General features: G+C 39.6%; 28 protein-coding genes. 2 read left to right on the forward strand and 26 right to left on the reverse strand.

Features of this window, described 5'->3' with window-relative positions:
- Window positions 1-203: 203 nt before the first annotated feature.
- Complete coding sequence (locus HMPREF2794_RS09100; RefSeq protein WP_070751390.1) at window positions 204-1,670, forward strand: mobilization protein; 1,467 nt, start codon at window positions 204-206, stop codon at window positions 1,668-1,670.
- A gap of 88 nt (window positions 1,671-1,758) precedes the next feature.
- Here the strand turns inward: HMPREF2794_RS09100 and HMPREF2794_RS09105 are convergent, their stop codons facing one another.
- The 22 genes from HMPREF2794_RS09105 to HMPREF2794_RS09215 form a co-directional block, all read right to left on the reverse strand.
- Window positions 1,759-4,863 (reverse strand): type I restriction endonuclease subunit R, encoded by a 3,105-nt coding sequence (locus HMPREF2794_RS09105; protein WP_070751392.1) that lies wholly within the window; start codon window positions 4,861-4,863, stop codon window positions 1,759-1,761.
- Window positions 4,856-5,410: a restriction endonuclease subunit S gene (locus tag HMPREF2794_RS09110; RefSeq protein ID WP_070751393.1), complete on the reverse strand. Its 555-nt coding sequence runs from the start codon at window positions 5,408-5,410 to the stop codon at window positions 4,856-4,858. The genes HMPREF2794_RS09105 and HMPREF2794_RS09110 overlap by 8 nt, the downstream gene beginning before the upstream one ends.
- Before the next feature lie 10 nt (window positions 5,411-5,420).
- Complete coding sequence (locus HMPREF2794_RS27695; RefSeq protein ID WP_246839597.1) at window positions 5,421-6,662, reverse strand: restriction endonuclease subunit S; 1,242 nt, start codon at window positions 6,660-6,662, stop codon at window positions 5,421-5,423.
- Window positions 6,643-7,743 carry a PDDEXK nuclease domain-containing protein gene (locus tag HMPREF2794_RS09125; protein ID WP_070751395.1) on the reverse strand — a complete coding sequence of 367 codons (1,101 nt, stop codon included), beginning with the start codon at window positions 7,741-7,743 and terminating at the stop codon, window positions 6,643-6,645. The genes HMPREF2794_RS27695 and HMPREF2794_RS09125 overlap by 20 nt, the downstream gene beginning before the upstream one ends.
- Window positions 7,744-7,745: 2 nt before the next feature.
- Window positions 7,746-8,543 carry a restriction endonuclease subunit S gene (locus tag HMPREF2794_RS29490; RefSeq protein WP_070751397.1) on the reverse strand — a complete coding sequence of 266 codons (798 nt, stop codon included), beginning with the start codon at window positions 8,541-8,543 and terminating at the stop codon, window positions 7,746-7,748.
- 1 nt (window position 8,544) lies between these two features.
- Complete coding sequence (gene xerA, locus HMPREF2794_RS09135) at window positions 8,545-9,537, reverse strand: site-specific tyrosine recombinase/integron integrase (RefSeq protein ID WP_070751399.1); 993 nt, start codon at window positions 9,535-9,537, stop codon at window positions 8,545-8,547.
- A 43-nt stretch (window positions 9,538-9,580) separates the two neighbouring features.
- The gene (locus tag HMPREF2794_RS09140) at window positions 9,581-11,122 is read right to left on the reverse strand and encodes a type I restriction-modification system subunit M (RefSeq protein ID WP_070751401.1); all 1,542 of its coding nucleotides are present in this window, start codon (window positions 11,120-11,122) and stop codon (window positions 9,581-9,583) included.
- A 333-nt stretch (window positions 11,123-11,455) separates the two neighbouring features.
- A complete protein-coding gene (locus HMPREF2794_RS09145) occupies window positions 11,456-12,058 on the reverse strand; it encodes a hypothetical protein (protein ID WP_070751403.1) in 603 nt (200 codons plus the stop codon).
- A gap of 13 nt (window positions 12,059-12,071) precedes the next feature.
- On the reverse strand, window positions 12,072-13,016 hold the full coding sequence (locus HMPREF2794_RS09150) for a ComEC/Rec2 family competence protein (protein ID WP_070751405.1): 945 nt from the start codon (window positions 13,014-13,016) through the stop codon (window positions 12,072-12,074).
- A 353-nt stretch (window positions 13,017-13,369) separates the two neighbouring features.
- Window positions 13,370-13,690 carry a hypothetical protein gene (locus tag HMPREF2794_RS09155; RefSeq protein WP_070751407.1) on the reverse strand — a complete coding sequence of 107 codons (321 nt, stop codon included), beginning with the start codon at window positions 13,688-13,690 and terminating at the stop codon, window positions 13,370-13,372.
- The gene (locus HMPREF2794_RS09160) at window positions 13,683-14,528 is read right to left on the reverse strand and encodes a phosphoadenosine phosphosulfate reductase family protein (protein ID WP_229098483.1); all 846 of its coding nucleotides are present in this window, start codon (window positions 14,526-14,528) and stop codon (window positions 13,683-13,685) included. The genes HMPREF2794_RS09155 and HMPREF2794_RS09160 overlap by 8 nt, the downstream gene beginning before the upstream one ends.
- Before the next feature lie 2 nt (window positions 14,529-14,530).
- Entirely contained in the window at window positions 14,531-14,785 is a 255-nt protein-coding gene (locus tag HMPREF2794_RS09165; RefSeq protein WP_007846633.1) for a hypothetical protein, read from the reverse strand.
- Window positions 14,742-15,107: a hypothetical protein gene (locus HMPREF2794_RS09170; protein WP_007846634.1), complete on the reverse strand. Its 366-nt coding sequence runs from the start codon at window positions 15,105-15,107 to the stop codon at window positions 14,742-14,744. Before HMPREF2794_RS09170 ends, HMPREF2794_RS09165 begins: the two co-directional genes overlap by 44 nt.
- A 54-nt stretch (window positions 15,108-15,161) precedes the next feature.
- The gene (locus HMPREF2794_RS09175; RefSeq protein ID WP_007846636.1) at window positions 15,162-15,341 is read right to left on the reverse strand and encodes a hypothetical protein; all 180 of its coding nucleotides are present in this window, start codon (window positions 15,339-15,341) and stop codon (window positions 15,162-15,164) included.
- A gap of 51 nt (window positions 15,342-15,392) precedes the next feature.
- Window positions 15,393-15,977, reverse strand: coding sequence for a hypothetical protein (locus tag HMPREF2794_RS09180; RefSeq protein WP_070751409.1), 585 nt, complete (start codon window positions 15,975-15,977; stop codon window positions 15,393-15,395).
- 8 nt (window positions 15,978-15,985) lie between these two features.
- A complete protein-coding gene (locus HMPREF2794_RS09185) occupies window positions 15,986-16,696 on the reverse strand; it encodes a TIGR02757 family protein (protein ID WP_007846638.1) in 711 nt (236 codons plus the stop codon).
- Entirely contained in the window at window positions 16,668-17,336 is a 669-nt protein-coding gene (locus tag HMPREF2794_RS09190) for a hypothetical protein (RefSeq protein ID WP_117700611.1), read from the reverse strand. Before HMPREF2794_RS09190 ends, HMPREF2794_RS09185 begins: the two co-directional genes overlap by 29 nt.
- Window positions 17,218-17,637: a hypothetical protein gene (locus tag HMPREF2794_RS09195; protein ID WP_007846640.1), complete on the reverse strand. Its 420-nt coding sequence runs from the start codon at window positions 17,635-17,637 to the stop codon at window positions 17,218-17,220. Before HMPREF2794_RS09195 ends, HMPREF2794_RS09190 begins: the two co-directional genes overlap by 119 nt.
- A gap of 5 nt (window positions 17,638-17,642) precedes the next feature.
- Window positions 17,643-18,605, reverse strand: coding sequence for a DNA cytosine methyltransferase (locus HMPREF2794_RS09200; RefSeq protein WP_007846641.1), 963 nt, complete (start codon window positions 18,603-18,605; stop codon window positions 17,643-17,645).
- 126 nt (window positions 18,606-18,731) lie between these two features.
- Window positions 18,732-19,268 (reverse strand): hypothetical protein, encoded by a 537-nt coding sequence (locus tag HMPREF2794_RS09205; protein WP_005794323.1) that lies wholly within the window; start codon window positions 19,266-19,268, stop codon window positions 18,732-18,734.
- The gene (locus tag HMPREF2794_RS09210; protein WP_070751411.1) at window positions 19,269-19,547 is read right to left on the reverse strand and encodes a hypothetical protein; all 279 of its coding nucleotides are present in this window, start codon (window positions 19,545-19,547) and stop codon (window positions 19,269-19,271) included.
- Window positions 19,547-20,002: a RuvC family protein gene (locus HMPREF2794_RS09215; protein WP_005794319.1), complete on the reverse strand. Its 456-nt coding sequence runs from the start codon at window positions 20,000-20,002 to the stop codon at window positions 19,547-19,549. The genes HMPREF2794_RS09210 and HMPREF2794_RS09215 overlap by 1 nt, the downstream gene beginning before the upstream one ends.
- Before the next feature lie 379 nt (window positions 20,003-20,381).
- Between HMPREF2794_RS09215 and HMPREF2794_RS29260 the strand changes: the two genes are divergently transcribed.
- Window positions 20,382-20,525 carry a hypothetical protein gene (locus HMPREF2794_RS29260; RefSeq protein ID WP_153877579.1) on the forward strand — a complete coding sequence of 48 codons (144 nt, stop codon included), beginning with the start codon at window positions 20,382-20,384 and terminating at the stop codon, window positions 20,523-20,525.
- A gap of 12 nt (window positions 20,526-20,537) precedes the next feature.
- Here the strand turns inward: HMPREF2794_RS29260 and HMPREF2794_RS09225 are convergent, their stop codons facing one another.
- The 4 genes from HMPREF2794_RS09225 to HMPREF2794_RS09235 are packed head-to-tail and all read right to left on the reverse strand — an operon-like array spanning window position 20,538 to window position 22,446.
- The gene (locus HMPREF2794_RS09225) at window positions 20,538-20,750 is read right to left on the reverse strand and encodes a hypothetical protein (RefSeq protein WP_009132284.1); all 213 of its coding nucleotides are present in this window, start codon (window positions 20,748-20,750) and stop codon (window positions 20,538-20,540) included.
- Window position 20,751: 1 nt separating this feature from the next.
- A complete protein-coding gene (locus tag HMPREF2794_RS09230) occupies window positions 20,752-21,543 on the reverse strand; it encodes a hypothetical protein (protein ID WP_009132285.1) in 792 nt (263 codons plus the stop codon).
- Window positions 21,527-21,700: a hypothetical protein gene (locus HMPREF2794_RS28905; RefSeq protein WP_168166595.1), complete on the reverse strand. Its 174-nt coding sequence runs from the start codon at window positions 21,698-21,700 to the stop codon at window positions 21,527-21,529. The genes HMPREF2794_RS09230 and HMPREF2794_RS28905 overlap by 17 nt, the downstream gene beginning before the upstream one ends.
- Before the next feature lie 2 nt (window positions 21,701-21,702).
- Window positions 21,703-22,446, reverse strand: a complete 744-nt coding sequence (locus tag HMPREF2794_RS09235; protein WP_009132286.1) for a hypothetical protein — start codon at window positions 22,444-22,446, stop codon at window positions 21,703-21,705.

Consider the following 22,446-nt stretch of genomic DNA (forward strand, 5'->3'; position numbering starts at 1 on the left):
GCTTTCGTAGTTGTGGGCTCTCCCGAGGGGATTAAGGCTTTGCCCTAATAACCCACTCAGGGCGTTTCACCCCTGAGAACCCAGAGCAAAGAGTGACCCTCTCTTTGCAATCTTCGCTTATGGGTTGCACCCCTAAGAACCCCGTGCGGTTATGAGCGGACAGCAATAAGTTTAATCAACAACCCAAATCAAATTTTGAGAATATGGCTACAAAAAGCAGCATACACATCAAGCCTTGCAAGACCTCGTCAAGCGAGGCTCATAACCGAAGGACTGCCGAGTATATGCGCAATATCGGCAAGTCCAAAATCTACATCGTGCCCGAACTCACTGCCAATAATGAGCAGTGGATAAATCCCGGCTTCGGCAATCCCGACCTGCAGGCGCACTATGACTACATCAAGCAGATGGTCAAGGAAAAGACAGGTCGTGCCATGCAGGAAAAGGAGCGTGAACGCAAGAGAAAGAACGGAAAGATAATCAAGGTGGCGGGATGCTCGCCAATCCGTGAGGGCGTGTTGCTCATCCGACCGGACACGACACTGGCAGACGTGCACAAGTTTGGCGAGGAATGCCAAAGACGTTGGGGCATCACACCGCTCCAAATCTTCCTGCACAAAGACGAGGGGCATTGGCTGGGCGGACAACCCACCCAAGAAGACAAAGAAAGTTTCAAGGTGGGCGAAAAATGGTTCAAGCCAAATTACCATGCGCATATCGTGTTCGACTGGATGAACCATGACACAGGCAAGAGCCGCAAGCTCAATGACGAGGATATGACCGAAATGCAAAGTCTGGCATCCGACATTCTCCTGATGGAGCGTGGGCAGTCAAAGGCTGTTACAGGCAAGATACATTTAGAGCGAAACGATTTCATCATTGAGAAGCAGAAAGAGGAAATGAAGCGTCTTGACGCTACAAGGCAGTACAGGGAGCATCAGTTGGAAATAGCGAATAAGAAAATGCAGGAAACGGAAACCATAACCAACGCCCTTATCGAAAAGGCAAATGAAAAGGAACGGCAGAGTGAATACCTTGACAGGGCTATCAGCGAGAAACGCTCCAAGCTGAACAGGGAAAAAGGGAGCGAACTTCTGAATGCCGCTGTCGGCTGGGCTACCGGGAAATCGAAAGCCCTGAAAAATGAAATAGAGGATTTGCGCAGCGAAATTTCCACGCACGAGGAAACCATTGAGCGGTTACAGGATAAAATCCAGACCATACAGAGTGACCACCACCGGGAACTGATGAAACTGGAAAGTAGGCATCAATCAGAGTTGAGCCGCAAGGAAGCAGAACATGCACAGGAAACCACAAGGCTTAAAAACCGGATTGCATGGCAAAGCCATATCATCGGCTGCCTCAGTTTCCTGCTGCTAAAAACAAACGACATCTTCCGCAAGGCTGTTCACTGTATTGTTCATTTTGCCCGTGATTATTACAAGCCCCGTTTTGATACGGAACAGGTGTCGGACATCAAAAGTGCCCTTAACCTGTTTGGGGAGGACAGGCAATCACATCGGGCGGCAGGTGATTTCCTGTATTTCACAGCCAAGCAAAAGGGCGGGTTTGACAATCGGGAGCAAATCAAAGCCAGACGGGAAGTAGATAATGTGGTAGAGGGACATTATGACCAACAGCAGAAAAGAGGTTTTTCTATGAGAAGATAATTCTCTTAATTTGTATAATAACTTTTTGCAATAAGAATAGCCTAATAGAGTTTTAGGATTCCATTAGGCTATCTTGTTCTATTTTACGCTAACTTTCGTCATCTGAATCCGCATAAAGTTCGCATTGACGGATAACGGTTTCGAGGGCTGCTTCTTGTTCTTCAGGCGGGTACTTGTACTTTTTGAGCAATCGTTTTACCAGAGAGCGCATCTTGGCACGAGCTGATTCTTTCTGTCGCCAATCAATGGTTTTACTACTGCGTAAGGCTTCAGTCAATTCCTTTGCCATAGCAACAAGTTGGTCGTTTTCATAGAAATCCCGTACAGCTTGCGGTTTTGTCAAGGCATCATAAAAAGCTTGTTCTTCTTCGGTCAGCCCCAATTCAGACGCTTGTTCTGCATTAGCTTTCAACTCTTGTGCCATTTTAAGCAGTTCCTTGATAACTTCCTCGTTGGAAATCAATCCACGCAAATATTCGGCAAGACGGGCATCGAGCATTTCGCTGAATTTCTCGGCTTCAACCATTCTCTTTTTAGCGTGCTTTTTTATATGCTCTTCAAGCAAGCGTTTGAGCAGTTCGAGTGCAAAGTTTTTCTCTTTCATCTCGGCAATTTCTTTCAGGAAATTCTCATCAAAAAGAGAAAATTCAGAGCCTTTGGTATTGAGTATTTCCACCACGCCATCTGCTTTGATTGCGACTTTGAGCAACTGCGTAATACGCTCATCTATGATTTTTCGAGTAATCTGCTTATTCCCGGAAAGACGTGACAGTAATGTCCTTACAGCTTCAAAATATGCCTCTTCAAAACGCTCAGCAGGAGTCAGCAAACTGCGACAAAGTGAAGCCGCTTGCGACAAACGCTTGCTTTCTTCCATAAAGACTTTTTGAGCTTCAGAAGAAACTTTATCTTGAGCAGCAGGTTCTGATGGGACAAGATTATTCTTATCAAGTAACACATTTACACCACCTCTAATGAGGTTGGCTCGTTGCAGATTTGAACAATCAGAAAAAGCAGAATAATCATAGCCGTTCAGACATTCCCGACATCGCTTTAAAGCTGAAACAAACTGCTGATAAGCGGTTGTCTTGATATTTGGGTCTCCGAAGCGTTTTTTGTCGCGTCCTGTATAATCGTGCATGGCTTTTTTCAGAGCTTTGGCAATACCGATATAATCCACCACCAAACCGCCGCTTTTTTCAGGAAATACACGGTTTACCCGAGCGATAGCCTGCATCAGATTATGTCCTTTCATCGGCTTGTAAACATACATTGTTGCAAGCGAGGGCACATCAAATCCCGTGAGCCACATATCCACGACAATAGCGATTTTCAGGGATGAGTTGTTATCCTTAAACTGGCGAGCCAGCTCCTCCTTCCTTGCGCCCGAGCCGATAATATCGTTCCATTCTACGGGGTCTTGGTTTCCTTGCGTCATAACCACAGCGATAATCTCTTTCCACTGTGGACGAAGTTCTATCAGTTTTTTATAGATGTCTATCCCGGTGGCTCGGTCAATCGCTACAATCATGGCTTTTCCTGTAAGCAGGTCGGCACGGTTATTCTCGTAATGGTCTATGATGTCCTTGCATAATGTGTCAATAGTCTGCGGGGCTGAAAGCAGGGCATGAAGCCGTGCATTTTCATCCTTGGAGCGTTTAATGTCCTGCTCCTCCGCCCCCTCTTCAGCAAGTTTGTCATACTCGCTGTCAAGCAATCTGAGTGTGTCATCATCCAAATCCAATTTCAGCAGGCGGCTTTCATAATAGACAGGAACAGTTGCCCCATCTTCCACAGCTTGGGTCATATCGTAAATGTCGATATAGTTGCCGAAAACCTCCCTTGTATCGTTATCGTCTTGTTCGATGGGAGTACCCGTAAAGCCGATAAATGCGGCATGAGGCAAAAGTTTACGCACAATAGCTGCAAAACCGAGTTTCAACTCTCCTGTTTCAGTATCTATTTTTGTTTTGGTGTTTGATTGTGTACGGTGGGCTTCATCACTAATCACAATCACATCAGAACGGTTGGTGATTAATTTTTCACGGTCTTTGAATTTCTGGATATTGGCAAAGATAATACCGTGACTTTTACGCTTTTCAAGCAATTCATATAAATGTTCTCCATCGGTAGCCTTGACAGGCTTTTGACGTAAATAATCGCTGCAAGCTGCAAAGGTACTGTGCAGTTGATCATTCAAGTCAAGACGGTCAGTTAGTACAAGCAGGGTTGCACTCAACAGATTCTTTAAAAGCTGGTGGGCATAGAACACCATCGAAAGACTTTTACCTGAGCCCTGTGTATGCCAAAATACACCGATTTTTCCGTCTTTACGTTGCAGGGCTTGCTTGGTACATTCGAGAGCTTTCTTTACAGCAAAATATTGATGATAGCCTGCAAGAATACGGGCTTTTTTATCCACTCCCATCGTGAGAGTAAAATCAGCAATAATATCAATGAAACGATGTTTGACAAAGATACCATTGAAGAAAGTTTCAAAATCGGCAAATGCCGTGCTTTCATAACTTCCGTCTGTGGTTTTCCACTCCATATATCGGTCGAGTGGTGCAGTAATCGTACCCACCCGAGTGTCTGCCATATCACTTATTACGAGCATTTGACAAGCAGTAAAGAGCTGTGGAACAATACGCATATAGTTTTGCAACTGTTGGTGGGCTTCCTCCGAATTAGTAACTTCACGAGAAGGAGACTTCAATTCAAAGACGGAGATAGGCAAACCGTTGATGAATACCACGATGTCAGCACGTTTGGTAGATTTGCCATTTACTACAGTCCATTGATTAGCTACAACAAAAGAGTTATTGTCTATATGGTCAGGGTTCGTTTCGATTATCTTGATATGGTCGCTGCGTAATGTGCCTTGAGCAGTCTTAAAAGTCACATCCAAACCGTTTTGTATCCAATCGGTAAGAGTAATATTCGCACCAACCAAAGGTAAACTGAATTGTTCGCGTATTTGACGGATGGCTTCATCTACGGCTGCGGCTTTGTCTGTTCCATTGATGACCAACATTGCCTTACGCAATACTCCCGGTATGGTTGCATCAGTAAGTTCCCTACCTGTTTCGGCTTCAAGTTCCGGACCATAATGATATTCATAGCCCATTCCCTTGAACAATGAGATTATTGATTGCTCATATGAATCTTCTGTAAAATGGAACGTATTAGGCATAATAGATTGGAATTAAATTATCATTTATACGGCGGTTCAGTTCAATTTTATCATCGAAGGATGAAAGAATATCAGCAATACATCTCTGCTCTTCAAGTTTTGGCAATAAAATAGGTATTTCAGCCATTAGCTTTGTGTTAATAGAAGGCATTGTTGCACCAACTGCTATACTCTTAATATATTGCTTAACAGACTCTTTGCAGAAATAGTAATATAAAAATAATGGATGGCAATTATTGCCACATCTAACGCGCAAGCATCTACCAGAAAAAAGCCAATCATTTTCAGCCGAAGTTACATATGAGCATCTATCTACAGAGCCAACGCGACTAAATACTATATCCCCCTCTTGTAGCAAATATTTAGAAAGCCTCTTTTTATCATCATCAGAGACCAATGGCAGATTTTGTTTTGAAAATCGCCTATTCCCTAAGTGCTCAACTGTTACTATAGGAGTTCCAGTCGAAACATAGTCTTCATTATGTAATTGACTGCCAAAAGGACCAGTCCGTACCTCTGCAATATCTGATAATTTATATTCTTCCATAAATGAGAATTTAGCAGTTTAAATCATTAATTTTCAGTTCCCCCGACATTAATTTCGGGATAAGTGTATCGCGAAGGCTAATAAGCCTGTCATTTTCTTGTAGTAACTCTGCCATCCGTTTATAATAAGAGGCAAGTACCTCATCCATCATTTTGGATTCACTATCGGATGGTTTTCTTATCTCAAAATCAGGTAATGCTTTCTTGCTAAGATGAAGTACAGTCGTTCCGTTTACATACCCAAGGCTATGCCCCTTAAATAGCTCGTTTTTAAGCATTGCTGCAAGTAAAAACCTATACGGGAATGTTTCTTTGGGTAGGACTTTTACCAAGTCCATTGAGAAAATAATGCTATTATATTTACCGTAAGTAAGCAATAATTCAGCATTACCGATCACATCTGCATTTTGGGTAAGGTCGGTATGCGCAACTAAAATATCGAATAAATTAGCATAATGGCATTCTTTAAGTTTCGCAGAAGGATTAATTTCCTTAAAACCATCAGCTTTAAAGCCTCCATTTCGCCCAAAGTTTTTTATGGTTGCCATGGCTATATTTGAGCAATCGGTCAATTCTTCGCCTGTATATGAATATCCACCAACGAAAGAAGCCACTTCCGACAATGACGTTTCTTCCCAATTAGGATTGGAATTATCCACGAACCACGACTTGAACAACGCTTGTGCCTGCTGCTCTAAATTATCATTTATACGGCGGTTCAACTCGATTTTGCTATCAAGTGAAGAAAGAATTGAAGCTATCTTTTCTTGCGTTTCCAAATCTGGTACTTCAACCTCATAGTTGGAGAATGAACTTTTATTTATAATAGGTACGGCAGTGGAAGTTTTACTAAGATAATTCAATTCCTTACCGACCAATGTCATGAGATAATACACAAAATCAGCATCAAACCGCCGATTGGGGATAATAGAATTAAACTGTTGGTTGGTTATAGTTGGTTCTGATGTCATTACGACCTTACCCAAATCAGTACCAATACAACTTACGCACACAGAGTGCGGAGGGAGCAAACAATTTTTCACTTCGTTCAATCCTTGTTCTGTAAGGGTCTTACCTGTTTTAGGAACGGACTTATAAGATAAGTCATCTGATGGGGTAAGAAAAGGAATATCACCGCCATAGTTTTCAACAATAGATGTTCTGGGAGTTTTCCCAGTAACAACTTTGCCAATATCTGATATGTGTATTTTCTTTAGCTCCATAAATGAGAATTTAGCAGTTAGTTTGACCATCCAATTTATCTTCTATCTCTTTGATTGATGGCATTGTACCTTCAACCTTTTCAGGATAGAGCTTTTCAAGCTCATATTCGGATATTCCGAGAGGCTGGCTGCTTGATTCCAGCGCATATTGAGCCAATGTGTTGTTCTTCTGCTTACAAATAAGCAATCCGATTGTGGGATTGTCTCGTCCCTCTTTGCGAAGTAGATGATTACAAGCGACAACGTAACCACCCAACTGACCTGCGTCAGCAAAATCGAATTCTCCGATTTTTACTTCAACTACGACATAGCAAGATAATCTGAGATTATAGAAAAGCAGGTCTATAAATTTTTCCTTCTCAGCTATTTGCAAGCGATACTCTTTGCCTACATAGGCGAATCCGGTACCAAGTTCCAACAAAAAATTAGTGATATTGGTCAGCAGTGTATCTTTCAGTTTGCGTTCATTGTATTTCCCACGCAAACCAGTGAAAGAGAAATCGTAGGGGTCGCGTGTTAATTCCTGTGCCAAATCGCTATCCACATCTGGAAGTGTATTCTTAAAATTTGTCAGAGCCTTACCACTTCGCTCATACAGATTTGTACCCAACATATTCAGCAATATATCTCTACTCCAACCATTTTCCAATGTTTGGCGTACATAGAACAAAGCCTTACTTGAATCATTGGAACATTTGTCTATGATATAGCGGTGATGCCCCCAAGGTATTGAAAACAAATCGGAGTATAATCTTTCCACAAGTTGTGGAAGATTTTCCTTTTCAGATTCTTCCACAACTTGTGGAAGAATTGCAACCTGTTGGTTATAAAGGGTATAAAATCGCTTTGCGTATCGAATTGAAGTTTCGGACAGTCCTTCAACATCAGGCATTTCATGACGCAAGTCACGGCTTAATGTAGCGTAAAACTTACTGCCATACTTGTTATCTGCTTGTTTCTCCTCAATATCTTTACCAAGCTCCCAATAATAGCGCAGCAGTTCTTTATTCACCTTTATTGCTGCCTTGATTTGGCTACCACGATAACGCTTTACAAGCTCATCAACCCATAAAGAGTAATCCTTATCTAATATGCCGATTGATTTATCCATAATTATTTTTCGGTTTCTATTTCATTAATTTTCAACTCACCTGACATTAGCTTTGGTAAAAGTGTGTCACGCACTTTTGCCTGTTTTGCATTTTCAAGGCTGTTAGAAAGTATCGTTTTGATGAAAGGTAGAACTATTTCGCCAAACTTTTTCACATAAGGGCTTTCATTTGAGTATATGGGCAAACATTCAACATCTTTAGTATTAATTCCGGGAATCGCAGCCTTACCTCCAATTGAATTTAATTGGTTCATAATGTATGGTGTTTGCATATAAAAATAAGCAAACACATTATAGCCACAGTCCATTAAGTCCAAAAGAAAAACGTGTTCATTGATATACATTTCATTGAAAGGGAATCCTTCTCCAAAAATAGTGAAATTTGGAATAAAATACCCCGGCTTGCCCCCGTCTTTGTAAATCAATAGTTCATATCCATTAATTTTTCCTTTTTTTATCGTTTGAGCATATTCTTCGGGGATATATTTTGTCTTAGAGTAATCATAATATCCCAGCCCCTTAATGTTTTCTGCTCCAATGCTCGGAACGCCTATCAATGTAGCTCCACCTTTCGGTCTTTTCCCGCTTTCTATATTATGAGGTATATTTTCAATATATGTTATTGGTAGCTCTTTAGGAGTACTCCCCAATACAGAATTGACAAATTCACCGTCCCTGAACGGCTCGAAATCCACAAACCAAGCCTTGAACAACGCCTGTGCCTGCTGCTCTAAATTATCATTTCCGTGTCTATTTTGGAAAAAAGGTGTGCTTCTACCATATGTCGAACAATACCACATGCTAATTTATAAATTTACGGTGAGAGAGTTTGACATTATTTTGATTAACCATCGCATAGTGCATGGTGGTGTCAATCTTGACATGACCAAGCAAGCGTTGCACTTGCTCCACAGGCATACCTTTGTCTATAGCCATAGTAGCCAAGGTACGGCGGAACTTATGAGGGTGAACACGTACGATTTTTGCCAAACGACCGATTTTGCGCAAACGGGTTTCCACGCCCGAAATCTCAAGCCGTTTATGCGGTTTTGCCAACGAAACAAAAAGTGCTTTGTTCCGGTCTTTACGAGAAGTCAAATATTGTTGCAAATGAATTTTTGCACGGGCGTTGAAGTAAACAATACGTTCCTTGTTGCCTTTGCCGAAAACAATACATTCGCGCTCGGAAAAATTGATGTCTTCACGATTGAGCTTCACCAGTTCACCCACACGCATACCCGTAGAAGCCAACAAATCAATAATGGCAAGGTCGCGAATTTTGGTACAACTATCCCGTAGCTGTTCGATATTCTCATCACTCAACACCTCTTTCACCTGTGTCCCAGTTTTTACCTTGTGTATCCTGCGGACAGGACTTTTGACAATATAGTCTTCTTCTTCAAGCCAAGCGAAGAATGACGAAAATATCCGACGGATATTATCAATGGTCACTTTGCTTGATTTGTTCTTTCTTTGGAATACAGCGAGGTAGGCTCTGATGTCTTCTGTCGTGTAGTCGGTTATCTTCTTAGGCATCTTTTTGAATAGTTGCCGAATGGTAGAACCGTAGTATTTGATTGTCGGAGTAGTGCAACCCTCCACTTGTTTTGCCGACAGAAATATATCAAGCAAACGGTCGTTAGACGCTGCATTTTCGTGCAGGGTCTCGCCATCCTCTGTAATAGTGTATTTGCTTACAACTTGAAGCAACACACTATTAAGGTGAGCTACTTGTTCAAAACTTAATACTTCTGCCATTGCGGTGCTGATTTCCTGAATTAATTTTTCTTTCATATCCTCGTTATTAATGTGAATCTAACGAAGAGTAGAAGTCGTTTCATTTGACGGTAAAACCGATACTTGCCAACCGTTTACGAATTTCATCTTCAAGCGTATGTGATTGGGCAAACAAATCCGAAAGTTCGGAAGTAAGGCGTTCCATCTTTTCTTGGAAAGGTTCTCCGTCTTCCTCCACTTCAGCAATACCGACATAACGTCCGGGAGTAAGAATAAAGTCTTGCTTTTCTATATCTTGAATAGTGGCAATAGCAGAAAAACCTTTTTCAGTTTCAAGCGTCCCGGCACGAAACTGTTCAAAGGTATCTGCTATGCGTGCAATATCATTGCCATGGTCTTCTGTTTCTTCTCCACAAGAAAGTTCACGGTGCGTACGGTCTTTCATATAACCCATGTTACGGGCATCTATAAAAAGCGTTTTGCCCGGTTGTGCCTTCTTCTTTGTCAAGAACCACAGACAACAAGGTATCTGCACATTGTAAAATAATTGCGATGGCATGGCAATAATGCTTTCCACTAAATCGGCTTTGACAATATTTTTACGGATTTCTCCCTCTGTGCCTTGCTGTGATGATAACGAACCGTTAGCAAGAACCAGACCGATACGTCCATTGTCTGCCAAGTGGTATAGCATATGCTGCATCCATGCAAAGTTGGCATTACCCTCCGGTGGTATTCCATATTGCCAGCGTGGGTCATCTCGTAATTGGTCGCCACCCCATTTAGAAATATTGAACGGTGGATTAGCCATTACGAAGTCCGCTTTGAGAAACGGGTGCTTGTCATCGTGGAAAGAATCACCGGAACTATCACCAAAGTTGGCTTCAATACCACAAATGGCAAGGTTCATTTGTGCCAACCTCCACGTGTTGCTGTTGAGTTCCTGCCCATAAACAGATATTTGATTGATATTACCCCGATGTCGTTCGATAAACTTACTACTCTGCACAAACATACCTCCCGAACCACAGGCAGGGTCAAAAATTTTACCCTTGTAAGGTTGGATAACTTCAACTATGGTACGGACAACACAGGAAGGCGTATAGAACTCACCGCCTTTCTTACCTTCTTCGCGGGCAAATTCTCCAAGGAAATACTCATATACACGCCCAAGTACATCGCGAGCTTCAGAACCGGTAAAATGCAGGTTGTTTTCAAATATATCAATTACATTACCCAAGCGGCGTTTATCAAGCTCCGGTCGGGCATAGTTTTTGGGAAGAATACCTTTAAGTTGCTTATTCTCTTTCTCCAATGCTTCCATTGCCACATCCACAACAACTCCAATTTCAGCAGTAAGTGAGGCTTTAACAATTTTGTCCCAACGGGCATCAACAGGAACAAAAAATATGTTATCGCCAATATATTCATCCGGGTCTTCCTCAAAGCCAGCACCCTCTGCAATCAGTTCATCGTGTTTGACTTTGAAGCAGTCGTTGATATATTTTAGAAAAACAAGTCCGAGTACAACACTTTTATACTCGGCAGCATCAAGGTTGCCACGCAATTCGTTTGCGGAATCCCATAACGTCTGCTCGATGGTTTTCTTTGCTACATCTTTTGTTTTTGCTTTTTTTGCCATGGTCGTATATAAAAGCAAAACTCCATCACTATCCCTGCGAGGCAGACCAAAGCCTATAAGACAGCGAAGGAGTTTCGTATGTTATTTATTCTTATTCTTCAGGTCATTAGCGCAGTTGCTTTTTCAGTCACAAAGGTAATGCCTTTTCGTGGATTTTCTTGCATAATCCAGAAATAACTATTATTTGAACCTCACGTTTCATTAACTTAACATCAATGATGTATTCGACAACAGAGACAAATTACCGACTAATATTATCATAATAAGATTACCAAACATTGCCATACATTGCAGTGAAATAACAGAAATCAGCCTTAGCCCTATGTGTGAAAATCATTCTTTTTTGTCAGTTCGCTTCAAATATTCATTAAGAACTTCTCTTGCATAATAATAGCCTCTTTCTTTGAATCTATTCCATGATATAATCAACAGTATCATTGCAATCGGCCAAAACTGCCATTCGTTATAAAAACGAAAAGCACACAGAGTGTCTGCAATCAATATTGTTGTAAGCATTGTTCGTGCCCAAGCATATTGGGCATTAAAAGCTGGAACTCTACAATCCTCACATCCATTGACTTTTCTCATGGCACATCCGAACATTTTCCGTTCAGAGGCATGTTGGTCATTCAATTCTTTTTTCAACGTTGCTATTGCTTTTTCGGCTTCATAGAATTTAACACGCTTACATCCTGTCCAATTTTGTCCATTCACTAATGTAAGCAGTTTATCTGATGGCATACCATTTATTGTTTTGTAATAAAAGCCTTCAAGCAGGCTTCCGATAGCATTAATAAAATATCCAGCTAAATATCCTAATGCCAGATATACAACACCATCTATTTCTATATTTCCGATAAAAAGATAATTAATGGTGGCCACAATAGTTACACCTATTATGGTATTTGATAATAAATCGTAGTATTTTATATCCATAAGTATTTCATCTTTAAACTACTAACGTTCCCGCATAATACCAATCTACAATAGAAAATCCATAAACGGTTCGCGTAATATTTCCTTTTCCTTGTTTAGCTTTTAGGCATGTGGGCTTATTATTAATTTTATTTTTAGTGTAAATATGCACTTCTTTGCCATCATTTTCAAAACGTATATCTCCAGCTGCATTTTGAGTAATAGTCTGCCTTGAATCACCGTAGTCAATATGCTCGGATGGCGCATTACCTATGATGATTAATTTAGGGTTTAATGCCTCTAACAAATCATTAGGAACAGCTCCTGATTTGCGACCATGATGTGGCTGAAACAATATGTCAACTTGTGGAATATTATTTTTGTATTCATCGTAGTATGCTTGTTGCATTTCTGTTTCCAAATCCCCCATCCACATATAAGTAGCACCATTTTCTATGCTATATGTGAAAATTGGGCAAATATTATTTACCTCTTTGCCTTCGGAAACAAGTTTAAGTGCCTGCTTAAATTTTTCGTTTTCTAAATCGGGCCACATGAAATTTATTCCAGAACACCCATTCTCGTCATTTGTTTCATTGAGCCAAGCACGTCTAATGCCACGCTTTATGGCAAAATTTTTATTAGCAAGTAGCCAATGGTAGCGAGTTAAACTATCATCGTTATCATCTGTCGGACGATTATTATCTACCGCGTAAAAATTTGTAATTTCCCAACTATCATCCAAATATTCTATGCCTGCTATATGATCGTTGTCCGGATGTGTTGATATAAAACGACAAACTCTGCCAGCAGACTCATTTTTGATCTCTTTTATAATTTCATCTTTGCGGGCATTATTCCCATCACCATCTTTTAGATAGCAATCAATAACAGTAAAATTTCGGGAACCATGTTTGATATAGAACATATCCCCTCGAATATCTCCCTCTGGGAATGAATAAGACTTTACTATGGACATGCTAATTTAATTTAAAATGTTTATACTTAAAATGGCAAACTATATGCCGAATGTCTTTCTACAATCAAAAACTGACAAAAAGTCAGTGCTTGGCGCATTTTCTTATTTGACATAATGGTGGATGTAGTTCATCATTATGTCCTCCGAAACAACATCACAACTTTTAAAGAAATATAGTACCATTTGTGATGGTTTAAATGAATGAAAAAAGAAGTGGAATTTTGGAACAAGCTGTATCGAGAGAAGGAGAAGGTGTCAGTATTGACACTTTAATGAGTTAAGAATCAATAAAAGCGTTAAATCTTCGTCCTTTAGAATGTACCATTAAAGATTAAGGCCATATTTCTGACTTATTACTTGCAAAATATTGAGTAATAATCGGTTGCAAATACTGGGGATGACATTGTTTGCTCCAAATTGGGACGTACCCAATTATAAACTTTCACGTATGACGGTGGAGCCTGCTTTGAAGATTTCGTATGCATCATATCCCCTCCGCATTTACATCTCATGATGAAGGGAGTTACACCTTTGTCTTTGTATAGAGTTACCTTATAATTATTGCATTTATTACATTCATATAGGTTATATTCTCCCCGGCCATCATAAATTTTAGCATCTTCAATACTTGCAACCATACTATTGTATTGTTGAGCTATATTATTTTTACTCATTTAATCTATATTTTTGATTAAACATTGAATCCGCTTGTTGAAACTGTTTCGTAAAGCGGTTTTCTTTATTATCTGGCAGTGCATCCGGTTGAGGTGAATTCTTTGCCGGATGATTCTCAACTGAATTTCTTGGTGATGCGCATCCCGCTATCAGAGCGAAAAGTACGCAGATTATTAGTATCTTCTTCATTTCTGTTCGGTTTTTGGCTATAAGTTCAATTTCTTTATGCCGACACATGATACACGGGAAACATCCAACACGTGAGAATCCACGATAATACAATGGATTCGGTTTCTGCCCTGCATCCAGTATGCAATCTATAACTTGCTGTGCACTCCATTTGAAGATCGGTCTTAGAACAGAAGCGTCAAATTGGGAACACCATTCTTTGACATCCTTACTTCGGTAGTTTTCAGTTCTTCCTTTCTTATTAGGTTGAAAATACGATTTGAAGTACATACATTCCTCTTCCATTGCCGCACGTGCTGTACTTTCTCCGGCTCTGATACCTTGTATAATAATGCAGCTTTCTTTCAAAGAAAGTACATAATCAATCATTGGCTTCATTTTTAGTTCACTGGTACAAAACCGTGCATTCGTGGAAGGAAATCTTTTCTTGTGAACTGCCAAAGACACAAAATCGTATTTTGATTTGAGAGTTATAAGTCTTACTCCCATTTGCAGACAAACATCATTCACATGTTTATATGTGTCAGGGTGTTCCCAGCCGGTGTCACAAAACACAGCGGTTAAATTCCCCCCCCCATATTGTTTGAAAGCTTGGATCAAACATGCTTGTGAATCCTTACCACCTGAAAAACTTACTAATATTTTCATTTTTATGTCATTTCAATTTTTACATATTCATTTTTATTAATCCCGGCACTACCTTTGGGAGAATACACTAATCGGCCTCCATTATCCAATATCTTTTGTACATCTTTCATAGCTTGGTGTGCTTGGGTATAGTCTTTGTATTCTTGGTGGCCTATTGGGTATTTACAATATCTTCTGCCACCGTCAGGCATGATGCTGATACCGAATACTGTTTCACGAGTTTTTCGGTTGAAATTCTGTTGAGTCCTTACTTTCATTTTTTTTGATACATTTTCCCAGTTTAAGTATAAATACACATTCGTTATCCGGTGCTCCCCAATTGGTGTTACCAACTCCGATGGTTATAGATTCAAGTTCAAAAAGCATTGTCCGTTTGGTGTAGCCAAAACGGAAGCGAACATGAGTGTATTCTTTGGGGTGAAAGCCGTTTCCACGTGTAATACAAGAAAAACAAATACCTTTCTTACAATAGAAACCTGTCTTTTCATAGGAATTGCGACCTCCACATTTTGCTAATCTTCCGATCCAGTATTTCTTGATCTCTCTGTATTCTTCTTTCTTATTTCCGGATTCGATCATTTCATACCATTTTGCTTTTAATGGCAGGTCAAGGATTTTCATATTAACCATAGTCTAAAAGAGTTGCGGATTCTGTTTGTCGTGAAGGATTTTTTGAACACGTTCAATTTCTTCATCTACTTCACGCTCAATTTGTTTACTTATTCGTAAATCTATCTGTCTCTTATTTTTTAAATATTCTTTTTGGCAACGGCGCATTTCCACCACTTTGTCGAAAAATTCTTTTGGAGTCATAGATTTAAAAGGTATGGAAAAGGCCGCTTTGATGCGGCCTCCCCAGTGTGATTACTTTTTTCCAATCAGAAAGTCTTTCCACAATTCTTTGAATTGTTCTCCAAAGTAAATTGCGATTTCACTTGATTTTACAGCAAGGCGAGAGCCGAAAGCCGCATACGAGGCCGACCAATCGAGATTCGAGTACGCAAACGCGAGGCCGCAATACGCACCGGCACCCGCATCACCGCCCCAAAGAACCAGCTGATTACGATCCTCTTCGTCCATTTCATCAATTTCTTTCTGATTATAAAGATAAAACCACGGCGTATAACGGTATTCATCTTTAGTAAATCGTGGAAAATCAGGATCGTTGTTCAATGCACGAGCAATTGTGCATAGTTTGATGTAGGCGAGGTGTGCAATATCAGCCACTTCTTCTTTGTGTCCGTCTTCATCCTCAACAAGTAGGCGAACAATAGGTTTTACACCTATTGCTTCACAAGCATCTTCGTAGGTTTTAATATTGTGATAATCTGTATAATCCGGCTTTTGCTTTCCGAATAGGGCTGTTAGAATACTAATTGCTTTAGGACAGTCGTTTGCTTCACTAAAAGCGGCTGTTACCTTTTCTTGTGTGATTTTAAGTTCTGACATAATGTAAATTATTTATTGTTAATACTATATCCGAATAATGCAAAATCTCCCCGGCACGGATCATCCGGGAAAATTGTTTTCATGTAATTGGTTACTTGTTGAACCATTTTCCAGTCCTCTGTTTTGCGTGTTGTTATCCCAAGCTGGTGTGCCATTTTTGCAACATGTGCATCCAATGGTATGTATAATTCTGTCGGGTGAATAATATTCCAAATACCTAAATCCACCGGCGATTTTCGTACTACCCACCGTAGAAACAGACAAATACGCTTGCATGGAGAATCACGCTCCAATTTTGGAATACCTTTTACGCCACCAAAATCTGTTTGTATTTCACGGATAACATTGTTGTAACCCTCATAAAATACTTCCAAATCATCCCATTCCTGATATATGTTGTACAACCGCTGGCAAATGCAGAAGAAGTCATGGTAGGTGAACATACGGTAGAAGGTATTTGTATTTTCTTTGTATTGTTCCCATACTTTGTTCATAATGAAGGCATAAGGAGAATTACCCATTAGATTATCCAAAATTTCTGCTTGCTGCATTATCAGTTTGCGATTCCCGAAAGCTATCCATGAAGTAAGAAAGGCACTGATTTCTATGTCCTTTTTATCATTGTACTTATGTGGAAAAAATATAGGATCATCTTTTATAAAATCAGGTGTTTCAAATTGTTTCGCCCAGTCAAGTAGTTTGTCTCTTAGTTCTTCCATAATATTCTTCTTTCCATTTTTTGAAAGCGGCTTCTTTATCATTTGATTTCATCCTTTGTATGAATGATTGATGGGATTCCAATAATTCTTTGGCCTCTTCATCTCCATTTTCCGATCTTTCAGTTAGATGTTTGATATATTCTCCGTAGAACATTCCAGTGCTGTTATTATTTTGTTCATGGGCTTCATTAATTGAAAGAGAAGAAACAATTTCATCACGCTGTGCATCGTATTCATTTAACCAGCCGAGAATGATATTACCGTCCAGTCTATCGTAAATCTTACCGGAAGCCATAGCATTACGGAAACACAATTTGATTTCCTCCAATTTGAGATAATAGAATCTGTCTATTATTAGATCAGCGGTAAGTGCCACTTGAACATCATTCATCGTTTTTCCAACATTGAAAAAAGACACAAGCTCGTTAATCGCAATTACCAGTATGGCTCTTGCGCCAGCCAATGTGATTTCTTTTCTTATAACGGAGAGTGGTAGGTTAGGAGTGTTGAGAACAGCTTCTTTAATCGAACTTACGTGCAATCCCTTGTAATACTCCGCTTGCAAGGTCAGCAAGTCTTTCAACGCTTTCTTTTCGGTTGCCGGGAGATTGCTGTTGACTTGAATTAAGTTGTTTCCCATACTTGTTAAAATCATTATTAGACCATCTGACTAAACGTTTGGAAACTTCAAATGTACGTTCCTTCTCAAAGCGCATTTTCCGTCCTCCGCATTCAGTCCAATACTCGAAAAAGTCCTTCAACATATCATCAGGATATTTCCCTCTATACATGAGGACTTCACTTCTGAATTTGTCTTTCCTTGCAGAAAGAGAATCCTTATTCATATTCATCTTATGGCCTAATCCGGCCATGAATGCTTGTTCCAATGTTGCATCAGGATGATCCCGACACCACTGGGTTGCTAATTCTTCTGATTTCATTTGATTTATAATTTAGATAACCAATATTTCCATATTCGTGAGGCTACGTGCGCCATCATAACGGGTGGTACACTCATTCCACAGATATAATGTGGGGATTGGTTGAGGAAATGATAATCTTGTGGAAATGTGGATATATTACATACTTCTGACCGTGATAAATATATAGGCTGCTTAAAAGGAATAATTGAGTCTGCATGAGTTGTTAGGGTGTAGCTTACTTTGTTCTCATATAGATATTGTTGATTAAAAAAGCCTCGTTTTCCAGTTTGTTTCTTATAGGCCTCTGCCAAAGCAATATCTCCTGCCACTCTCTGCTCAAATAACTTTCTCATTTTTACACCAATAGGCTTTCCCTTGTAATCCGCATATTCCCCATAATATATTTCCGATTCATTAAATTCCATGTCGATGTATGGCTCAACATTGAAGAGGTCTGAAACTTTTAGGAAATGGACTCCCAAATCATGCCTGATACATATAAAGAATACACGTTCTCTTTTTTGAGGTACTCCCATTTTAGAAGCATCAAGAAGAAAATGCTGACAATAATAACCAGCTTCCTCAAAGTCTTTGTATATACGTCTGACATAATCAATCGCATTCCCTAAAAGAAGTCCTTTCACATTTTCAGCAATAACGACTTTAGGTTTTAAGCGTTTGGCAAGTGCAATAAAATCAAAAAAGAGCGTGTCTAAAACTTGTGTCTTTTGACCTTCCTTGAATTTCTTTTCTTTACCCCACGCATCTTCACGTAATCCCGACATGCTAAATGTACTGCAAGGTGGTGATCCGTCCAATATATCTAAATGGTACAGTTCCTCGGGAAGATTATTCCTTTTCACTAAATCACGAATATCTTCCAAATAACTATACTGGGGATGATGGTTTGTTTCATAGCATTTCATCATTCGTGGATCAATCTCATTACAGCCAATAACATCGTAACCTGCTATTTTGTAACCCATAGTAGAGCCACCGCCACATGCAAAACAAGAAAATACCTTTCCTTTATCTTTAGTAAAAACAGCATCTTCTAAAGACCAGCGATAAGGATAGAGATGTTGTGTATGGGGGGGTAATTACATCTTTCATCATTCCACCTCCCATAATTCAGCTACTCTTTTGAACTCTTCATCAGCCGGAACCGGGCAATCTTTGATCCATTGCATATCTTTTACTTTCCATAACGAAAGGTCTGTGTTGTCAGGAATATGCTTTTTAATATCAGGAAAAAGATTGAGCCGAAGAGATTTACTTTCCATAAGTTCATCTTTGTAATCCAACAAAAAATTATTGGCCTCCAATAAACTATGAACATCATTAACAGAATGTGGAGTGTAAACAACTCCATCGAAGTATCTGATATAATTGGGGAGCATATCAGCCAGTGCCGTATATAGAAATAATTTTCCTTTATTGCCATAGGCCAATTTTTGAACGGTTTTGATACTTTCAGCCAAATTTGCCAGTTTTTCAGGAAACAAAAGTGGTTCTCCACCAGTTATCATGATCTCTTTGTAATTAAAGTGCTCAACAACTGGTAATTTTGAAAAATCCCATGAGTTGTTGCAACACATAGGACATTTGTTCGGACATTTGGTTGTAACCAATAGACGTAACTTTTCCATTTATAATGATATTGTTTGGGTGTATTTCAATTCTCCGGTATATCCACGTGCTTTCAATTCTGCGATAAGTTCCCGTGGAGAAAATTTTGCCAATTCAGGATTGGAATATATTTTCTTCAAATTCCCCCCCCCTCCCGGAGTTTTCTTACGGTTTCTGGCATAAACATTACCGCACTCTTTACAATATGTCTGCAATCCATCTTCGGTTGAAGCATTTTTCCAAAACTCACTGACCGGAAGTTCCCGGCCACATTTGCTACATTTTTTTAATTTTTCCATTATTCCTTTTCTTTAATTCTACCATATTCACATATTAGTAAAGCATCCGAAGTTGCCAATGTAACTTTTGCATACGGGAACAGCTGTTGGGCTTTCTTCTTTAAGATGTTTTTCCATTCTGTCTTACCCAATTTGTCTGTATTTCGTAATCCTATAGTTTTTTGCCAAGTTTGTGGAGATACTGTTACTGTCGGAATCCCACAAGCTATCAATCCCATAGTCAGCTGTCCGTAACCTTCTCCAAAAACAAAAGAGGCAGAAGCACTTTGTCCGGTCATGCCATTCACTCGTTCCAAATAACAAACGCTATTTTCTTTGTATATGGAGAGAAAATCTAATAAGTCTTTGGGAGTTGGTGGCATTTTGATACACTCCAATAATTTGTTATTCTCGGTGTCGTACACTACAATACCACCGTTTTTGCCAACATCTATACCTATGATCCTTCGTTTCATAAATTATACTTTTTTGTTTATAAATCTTTTGAGCTTAATTACATCTTTCTTTCCAAGCCTTAGTGCTTCACTGGTCTTGATGTCAGAAGGTGAAGCTTTACAATTCTCGGTTATCCTTTCAAAATGTCGGATAAAGGATTTTAGGAAATAGTCGGGAATTTCAACTTTCATAATGATTGATTTATGAGAATAAGCCCGGACTCGAACCGGGAACTGTTGCAATCAGGATTTTCGTTTCTGCTTCCGTTTGTACGTATGTCAAGTGTTAATAGCATGATTACCTGACTCGTGATGCTATTCGTGCATTTTTACCACAGAAACTAAGCGTCTTCCAATTCCGCCACTTATTCGTTTGCCTCCACAATAGAGGCATTCTTATATGAACAAAAAGACTCTTTGTAGTATCTACCGCCGTGGAGCGTATGCAGCGTACTCGGCTCGACTTGCAAAGAGAAGAAAAAAGGTGAGGCATGATAGTTCCCGGATAGGCGGCCAAGCCACACCGGGAGAAGCTGATTATTAATCGGGTTAATGATTATTGTTTTAAGAATTTAGCAAAAGTCTTGATTGAGCTTTCATTATTACTTTTTAAAGAGGCCAATTCTGTATTTTTAGAAGTTAGCGTAGAAATAACAGATTTATTCTTTTCGATTTCTGTATCAATATCACTATTAAGTGTTTCCAAATCGGCTTTTGCTTGTGCAAATTGAGACAATATTGTATCTCTTCTTTGTTGAAATGTCGGCATACTATTTTGTTATTTTTAGAAATTCAGGAGCAATACCATACAAAGGGCTTGTTCCATCCCATTTGTCAATGAACTGTTTATATAATATTTCTTTTGTCAGACCTCTTGACTGAATTAGAGCCTGCTCGGTTTTTAACTGTTCCAGTTCATTGCGCTTCTTCTGTTCCTCAATTTGTTGATCCAACACGGAGATATTGGTATTCACTTCATTTCTACTATCAATTTTTTCGCGAACTTTATCGGAGAACTCCAACTGGGCAGAGAATGTGAGTAATTGCAGACCTCTTTTTTCAAACTCTTTGTCAACTATCTGTTCCAATCGTTTCTCAAACACTAATGAACCTCCATCAGCCATTAAACTGTCAGTCTTATGTTTCCGACTTTCCTCTTTTATCAAATCATATATACGTGGCTCCAAAATGTTATCTTCTAACGAAGACATGAAATCACTTCCACGGCCAATATGCTTGTTGTCAAAGACAACATCAATGGCACGGTTCTTGATAACTTTATAGCTATATGTGGGACGTGCCTTGAACTCTGTATTATCGGCTGCTTTCAGTGTGACAGCTTCGGCAAATTCTCCACGCTGATCGAATAGCGGAACTTGAAAAAGCTCTGTGCCTAATTCCCATGTAGATACCTTACCGGAAACGATTTTAAAATCTTCTTTCCCTTGTTTGCCGTAGTTCTCCATAAGGACACCGGCATAATTGGGAGCAACTCTTTCGCATGAAGCAAACAAAACAACGGCAAATAATGCCACAATCAAAAAATCAATCTTTCTTTTCATTTTCTACTTTTTTAATGATATTATAAACTATAAATGCTACAGTCAGCATGATTATTGAAATTCCAAGCCACGCATTTATGTGATTGAATACGCGGTTGCCAATGAAGAAAGCCGATACGACAAGTACCGGCTTCCAGTATTTCTTTACAGACTTCATTGTTATTGTTCGATAATGGCAATATCCGGTGCCAATTTACGAATTAACAACAATTGCTCGTCAATGGCCTTATTACGCTCTTCTTCCACTATTACTTCTGCACCGGGAGAGCAAAGGGATAATCGAATGTTACGCCCATCCACATCTGCAATGATTTCCACTTCAATTTCTTCTGCCGGGCGACCTTTGAAAATCGGAACAATAAGATTGAATGAGGCCGGAAGATTGGAGTTGACAACTTGGCTGTAATTGTCAGTGCGACTACCGTTGTCTTGTCGGGAGTTTTCCACTTTTGAGTCAATGCTGGCTTTGAAGTTCTTCAAGACTGTTACCAGTTCCATGTTGTATTGTGCATCCTTGAAGAAGGCACGATTCATTTTGAAGAACTTTGAAAGCTGCACCGGTTCCCATGTCTTGCTTGTGTTAATACCAAATTCAAGAAACTTGGGATAGTATTTCAACTCACCTCTTACAGTAGCTTTATTCCTACTGTCAGTTTCATTGGTGACAAGTTTAAGTGTCATTTTCTCCCGATCAACAAGAATATAGCAACGTTTCTGATTGATCTGCTCTTTTTCAGAGATTCTTTTCAAGAGAAATTCATGAACACTTCCAATTGTTCCGGCTAATTCTACCTTATCAGGCTCCAGTACCGGTAACTCATTTTCTTCGTGAAGTTCAATAACTCTAAGGGTTGCTTCGGTCATACCCGGAGCAAAGTTCACTTGCATCTTTTCGTTTCCCAT

It is taken from the genome of Bacteroides sp. HMSC067B03, from assembly GCF_001811315.1.
Lineage (GTDB): Bacteria > Bacteroidota > Bacteroidia > Bacteroidales > Bacteroidaceae > Bacteroides > Bacteroides faecis.

Bases quoted from the DNA above. Each gene is read 5' to 3' on its own strand.
- HMPREF2794_RS09145 (WP_070751403.1), bottom strand. From the start codon at position 12,058: ATGGATATAAAATACTACGATTTATTATCAAATACCATAATAGGTGTA.
- HMPREF2794_RS28905 (WP_168166595.1), bottom strand. From the start codon at position 21,700: ATGAAGTCTGTAAAGAAATACTGGAAGCCGGTACTTGTCGTATCGGCT.
- HMPREF2794_RS29490 (WP_070751397.1), bottom strand. From the start codon at position 8,543: ATGTGGTATTGTTCGACATATGGTAGAAGCACACCTTTTTTCCAAAAT.
- HMPREF2794_RS09205 (WP_005794323.1), bottom strand. From the start codon at position 19,268: ATGGAAAAGTTACGTCTATTGGTTACAACCAAATGTCCGAACAAATGT.
- HMPREF2794_RS09110 (WP_070751393.1), bottom strand. From the start codon at position 5,410: ATGGAAGAATATAAATTATCAGATATTGCAGAGGTACGGACTGGTCCT.
- HMPREF2794_RS09165 (WP_007846633.1), bottom strand. From the start codon at position 14,785: ATGAAAGTAAGGACTCAACAGAATTTCAACCGAAAAACTCGTGAAACA.
- HMPREF2794_RS09175 (WP_007846636.1), bottom strand. From the start codon at position 15,341: ATGACTCCAAAAGAATTTTTCGACAAAGTGGTGGAAATGCGCCGTTGC.
- HMPREF2794_RS09190 (WP_117700611.1), bottom strand. From the start codon at position 17,336: ATGGGAAACAACTTAATTCAAGTCAACAGCAATCTCCCGGCAACCGAA.
- HMPREF2794_RS09105 (WP_070751392.1), bottom strand. From the start codon at position 4,863: ATGCCTAATACGTTCCATTTTACAGAAGATTCATATGAGCAATCAATA.
- HMPREF2794_RS09210 (WP_070751411.1), bottom strand. From the start codon at position 19,547: ATGGAAAAATTAAAAAAATGTAGCAAATGTGGCCGGGAACTTCCGGTC.
- HMPREF2794_RS09170 (WP_007846634.1), bottom strand. From the start codon at position 15,107: ATGATCGAATCCGGAAATAAGAAAGAAGAATACAGAGAGATCAAGAAA.
- HMPREF2794_RS09150 (WP_070751405.1), bottom strand. From the start codon at position 13,016: ATGTCCATAGTAAAGTCTTATTCATTCCCAGAGGGAGATATTCGAGGG.
- HMPREF2794_RS09125 (WP_070751395.1), bottom strand. From the start codon at position 7,743: ATGGATAAATCAATCGGCATATTAGATAAGGATTACTCTTTATGGGTT.
- HMPREF2794_RS09100 (WP_070751390.1), top strand. From the start codon at position 204: ATGGCTACAAAAAGCAGCATACACATCAAGCCTTGCAAGACCTCGTCA.
- HMPREF2794_RS09235 (WP_009132286.1), bottom strand. From the start codon at position 22,446: ATGGGAAACGAAAAGATGCAAGTGAACTTTGCTCCGGGTATGACCGAA.
- HMPREF2794_RS27695 (WP_246839597.1), bottom strand. From the start codon at position 6,662: ATGGTCAAACTAACTGCTAAATTCTCATTTATGGAGCTAAAGAAAATA.
- HMPREF2794_RS09160 (WP_229098483.1), bottom strand. From the start codon at position 14,528: ATGAAAATATTAGTAAGTTTTTCAGGTGGTAAGGATTCACAAGCATGT.
- HMPREF2794_RS09185 (WP_007846638.1), bottom strand. From the start codon at position 16,696: ATGGAAGAACTAAGAGACAAACTACTTGACTGGGCGAAACAATTTGAA.
- HMPREF2794_RS09215 (WP_005794319.1), bottom strand. From the start codon at position 20,002: ATGAAACGAAGGATCATAGGTATAGATGTTGGCAAAAACGGTGGTATT.
- xerA (WP_070751399.1), bottom strand. From the start codon at position 9,537: ATGAAAGAAAAATTAATTCAGGAAATCAGCACCGCAATGGCAGAAGTA.
- HMPREF2794_RS09180 (WP_070751409.1), bottom strand. From the start codon at position 15,977: ATGTCAGAACTTAAAATCACACAAGAAAAGGTAACAGCCGCTTTTAGT.
- HMPREF2794_RS09225 (WP_009132284.1), bottom strand. From the start codon at position 20,750: ATGCCGACATTTCAACAAAGAAGAGATACAATATTGTCTCAATTTGCA.
- HMPREF2794_RS09200 (WP_007846641.1), bottom strand. From the start codon at position 18,605: ATGGGTTACAAAATAGCAGGTTACGATGTTATTGGCTGTAATGAGATT.
- HMPREF2794_RS29260 (WP_153877579.1), top strand. From the start codon at position 20,382: ATGAACAAAAAGACTCTTTGTAGTATCTACCGCCGTGGAGCGTATGCA.
- HMPREF2794_RS09195 (WP_007846640.1), bottom strand. From the start codon at position 17,637: ATGAAATCAGAAGAATTAGCAACCCAGTGGTGTCGGGATCATCCTGAT.
- HMPREF2794_RS09155 (WP_070751407.1), bottom strand. From the start codon at position 13,690: ATGAGTAAAAATAATATAGCTCAACAATACAATAGTATGGTTGCAAGT.
- HMPREF2794_RS09230 (WP_009132285.1), bottom strand. From the start codon at position 21,543: ATGAAAAGAAAGATTGATTTTTTGATTGTGGCATTATTTGCCGTTGTT.
- HMPREF2794_RS09140 (WP_070751401.1), bottom strand. From the start codon at position 11,122: ATGGCAAAAAAAGCAAAAACAAAAGATGTAGCAAAGAAAACCATCGAG.